Source organism: Lutibacter sp., from assembly GCF_040883305.1.
Lineage (GTDB): Bacteria > Bacteroidota > Bacteroidia > Flavobacteriales > Flavobacteriaceae > Lutibacter.
Genome location: NZ_JBFLKT010000267.1, coordinates 1 through 3,746 on the forward strand (window position 1 = coordinate 1; position 3,746 = coordinate 3,746).

Genomic DNA, 3,746 nt, shown 5'->3' on the forward strand with positions numbered 1-3,746 from the left:
ATAGCCTTATTCACCAATTCAATTAGCTTTTTATCACTTTCAAAATCTGGAAATCCTTGCGATAAATTTAGGGCATTTTCTTTGTGAGCTAAAGCACTCATTATTGAAAATATTGAAGTTGGTACTTCTGGAAGTTTAGATTGAAATGGAAATTTGCATGTTGGCATTTTATTTAGATTTTAGCAATAAATTTACAAAAACTTATTATTATAAAAGAAAACCTATTTCAAAACTGAAATAGGTTTTTTAAAGTCTTACTATATCAACCTCTCGATATAACAATAACCCCTTACTAAATTTTTAAAATCTTACATAATTATGAAGTAAATATAAGCTATGAATAGCTTAAGCCTTCAAAAAATGTTATGTTCTCTATAAAATATGTTCTGAAATTAAATAAAATTTAACCTGTTAAATAAATCGTCTTTATGAGTATTTCCAATTGGAATTACGTCTCCACCTACTTTAAGATTAGAACTGTTAACTTCATCTATAAAATTAATGTTAATTACATAGCTTCTATGCACTCTTATGAAATTTGAGTTTAGTTTATCTATAATGCTATTTAAACTTGCTCTAACTAATTGTTTTTTGTTGTTTTTAAGATAAAGCTCTGTATAAACATGTTCACTTTTTAAAAATAGCACATCTTCTAGCAATATTTTTTTATAAATACCTTTGTCTTTTGTGAAAATTGAATCTTTAGAAGCTTCACTTTTATCGTTTGATTTTAGTTTTTCTTCCAAGAAATTATGTAACACAATTTCAATGGAAGCATATAATTCCTCCTTCGTAAATGGTTTTACTAAATAAGCTGGTGGATTTAGCCCTTTAACCTCTCGTATTGTAGCTTCATCTGAATTTGAAGTTAAAAAAATATACGGAAAATTATAATTTTTAATTATTTCCTTAGCCAAATCTATTCCCGTTTTCTTACCGCCTAATTGTATATCTAAAATAGCTAAATCTGGCTTTTTTTCTTGAATAAATTCTAGTGCTTCTGTATAATTTAATGCTGGTTCTAAAGCTTCATAACCCAATTCTTCAATTACATCGCACAAATTATCTGCAATAATAATTTCATCTTCAACCACTAAAATTTTAATCTTATCCATTTTTAGAATTAATCTGTTTGACTTCTTAAATAAGTATTTTTAAATAAAATTTCAAAACTGGCTCCTTTTTGATTTTCCAAATTTAAAGTTCCTTGTAATTGCCTAACTAACCTATTTACCAATCTTAGTCCTAAACTTTTTGCTGTTTTATAATTAAAATCCTTTTTTAAACCTGGCCCATTATCTGAAACTACTAATTTATAAAAATCTGTAGTTTCTTTATTAATTGAAATTGTTAATATATTTTCATGCTCATTTGAAAAAGCATATTTATAAGCATTTGTTATTAACTCATTTATTATTAAACCTAAAGGAATTGCTGTATCAACATCAAACAAAATTTCTTCTGTATTAATGTTGGTTTTTATTTCTAAGTTTGAAGCATACATAGATGTTAGCTCTTTCACTAATTGCCTAATGTATTCATCAAAATTAATTAAACTATTTTCATTTTGATATAATTTTTGATGAATTAGAGCCATCGATTTTACCCTGTTTTTACCATCGTTCGCTAACTCTAACGCTTTTTCATCTTCAATATTTTTAGTTTGTAATTCTAATAAACTTGAAACAATTTGAAAATTATTTTTTACTCTATGATGTATTTCTTTTAACAATAAACTCTTTTCCTTTTCCTTTTCCTTAATTTGATCGCGTTGGAATTTTATTTCGGTGTTTTTTTCTCTAAGTATTTTTTGTTGTTTTGTTTTTTTAAAAATAACATATCCCAACACAATTAATCCTAAAGAAACCATGCCAATTATAATTGCAAATAATTGTGATTTTTCCTTTTCATGTGTAATTTCAATTTCTTTTTGCTTAATAGCCTGTTCTGTTCGGTAATTCGCTAAAGAACTGGATAAATCTTCTGAATAAATTTTACGCGTTAAAATAATACTTGTATTTTTATATTGAATTGCTTCCTTTAAAAAACCTTTAGCTTCCAATAATTGAGAACATTGGTCTAATAAAAAATAAAACAGATTAGAATCTAACTTATCAGTACCTAATTCCTTTATTTTTTTACAAAAATCAATATAATTTGTAACTTCAAACTGATTGAAAATTGATGTTGTAATCGGTGATTTTTCATCTAAAGTTCTTAAAAAATTAGCGTATAATGAATAACTAAATATTCTAGCGTTCTCGTTATTATATGTAATTGTTATTAGCTCATTAACCCTCTCTTCATAGCCCCCTTTAAATAAGTACGCATCAATTAATTTTTCTAAAGTTTGGATATAATATGGACTCCTTTTTTCTGCATCTGATTCTAATGATAGGCTTAATTCGCTCATTTTAATATACTCATCAAGATTTCTTTCTTCTATTAAAAAATCACATAAATGATTTATAAAAATAACTTGAAGTGCGTTATCATTTATCTCCTTAGCCTTTTCCAAGCCTTTTAAACTCAGTGTTTTTCCTTCTTTAATGTTCTTTTCAATTAAGAAAAGTACAATCTGATGCGTGCTTAAAAGCAGTTTCGCTTTTTGAATATTTACATCCTCTAAATTCTTAAAATTTTGAATATACGTTTCTAATAAATTATTTTCTATGGAAGCTTCTTCAATTTTTGAATTATTTCTTAATTTAGTTATGAATAACCACTTTACATATACATAATCTAAGTCAATAATTTTTGGTATTGGTATTATTGAATTTAACTTACTAAAATATGCTAAATCTGTTGTGCTTCTATTGTTAATTTCTGTTGCTAACTTGTAAAAATCACTATAAGATTGTGTGTTATTTAAAATTCGAGATAATGATTCTAAATATTCATTTTTACCAAATTTAGAAATATAAAATCTTGCAGAATCTGATTGTTTGTCAATTATAAAATTTTCAATTTTAGAAAAAACAGCAGTTGTATCTAATTGCTTATCAATTAAATTATTGCTTTTTATTTCGGTTTGTGAAAAAACCAAACTAGAAAAAAACACAAAAACAACAGTTACAATTATATTTCTCATTAATTTTAATGCGTTTACCAAAAATAAGGAATAGCAATTTTTTATTTTCAGTATAAAAATAATGTTTTAGACTATTTATCAACAAAAAACCTGTTTCAGAATTGAAACAGGTTTTAAAATTTATTATATAAAATGTATTCTAAATACTTGCTTTTAAATATTCACGGTTCATACGTGCAATATTTTCTAATGAAATTCCTTTAGGACATTCTACTTCACAAGCTCCAGTATTGGTACAGTTACCAAACCCTTCATCATCCATTTGCTTCACCATATTTCTTACACGGTCTGCAGCTTCAACCTTACCTTGAGGTAATAAAGCAAACTGAGATACTTTTGCAGAAACAAATAACATAGCACTCGAGTTTTTACAACTAGCAACACAAGCACCACAACCAATACAAGCCGCAGCATCCATAGATAAATCTGCATTCAATTTTGAAATTGGAATTGCATTTGCATCTTGTGTGTTTCCTGAAGTATTTACAGAAATATAACCACCCGCTTGTTGAATACGCTCAAACGCCATTCTATCTACAATTAAATCCTTTATTACTGGAAATGCTTTTGCTCTCCAAGGCTCAATATAAATAGTATCTCCATCTTTAAAAGTACGCATGTGCAGCTGACATGTAGTTATTCCTCTATCCGGTCC

At 26.6% G+C, this 3,746-nt stretch carries 3 protein-coding genes; all 3 read right to left on the minus strand.

The features are described from left to right. Positions 1–392: 392 nt before the first annotated feature. Entirely contained in the window at positions 393–1,115 is a 723-nt protein-coding gene (locus AB1Z17_RS08340) for a LytR/AlgR family response regulator transcription factor (RefSeq protein WP_368051344.1), read from the minus strand. A gap of 8 nt (positions 1,116–1,123) precedes the next feature. Then, positions 1,124–3,091: a sensor histidine kinase gene (locus AB1Z17_RS08345; protein ID WP_368051345.1), complete on the minus strand. Its 1,968-nt coding sequence runs from the start codon at positions 3,089–3,091 to the stop codon at positions 1,124–1,126. 139 nt (positions 3,092–3,230) lie between these two features. Beyond that, positions 3,231–3,746 (minus strand): succinate dehydrogenase/fumarate reductase iron-sulfur subunit (locus AB1Z17_RS08350; RefSeq protein WP_368051346.1); only part of this gene is annotated, 516 nt, incomplete at its 5' end.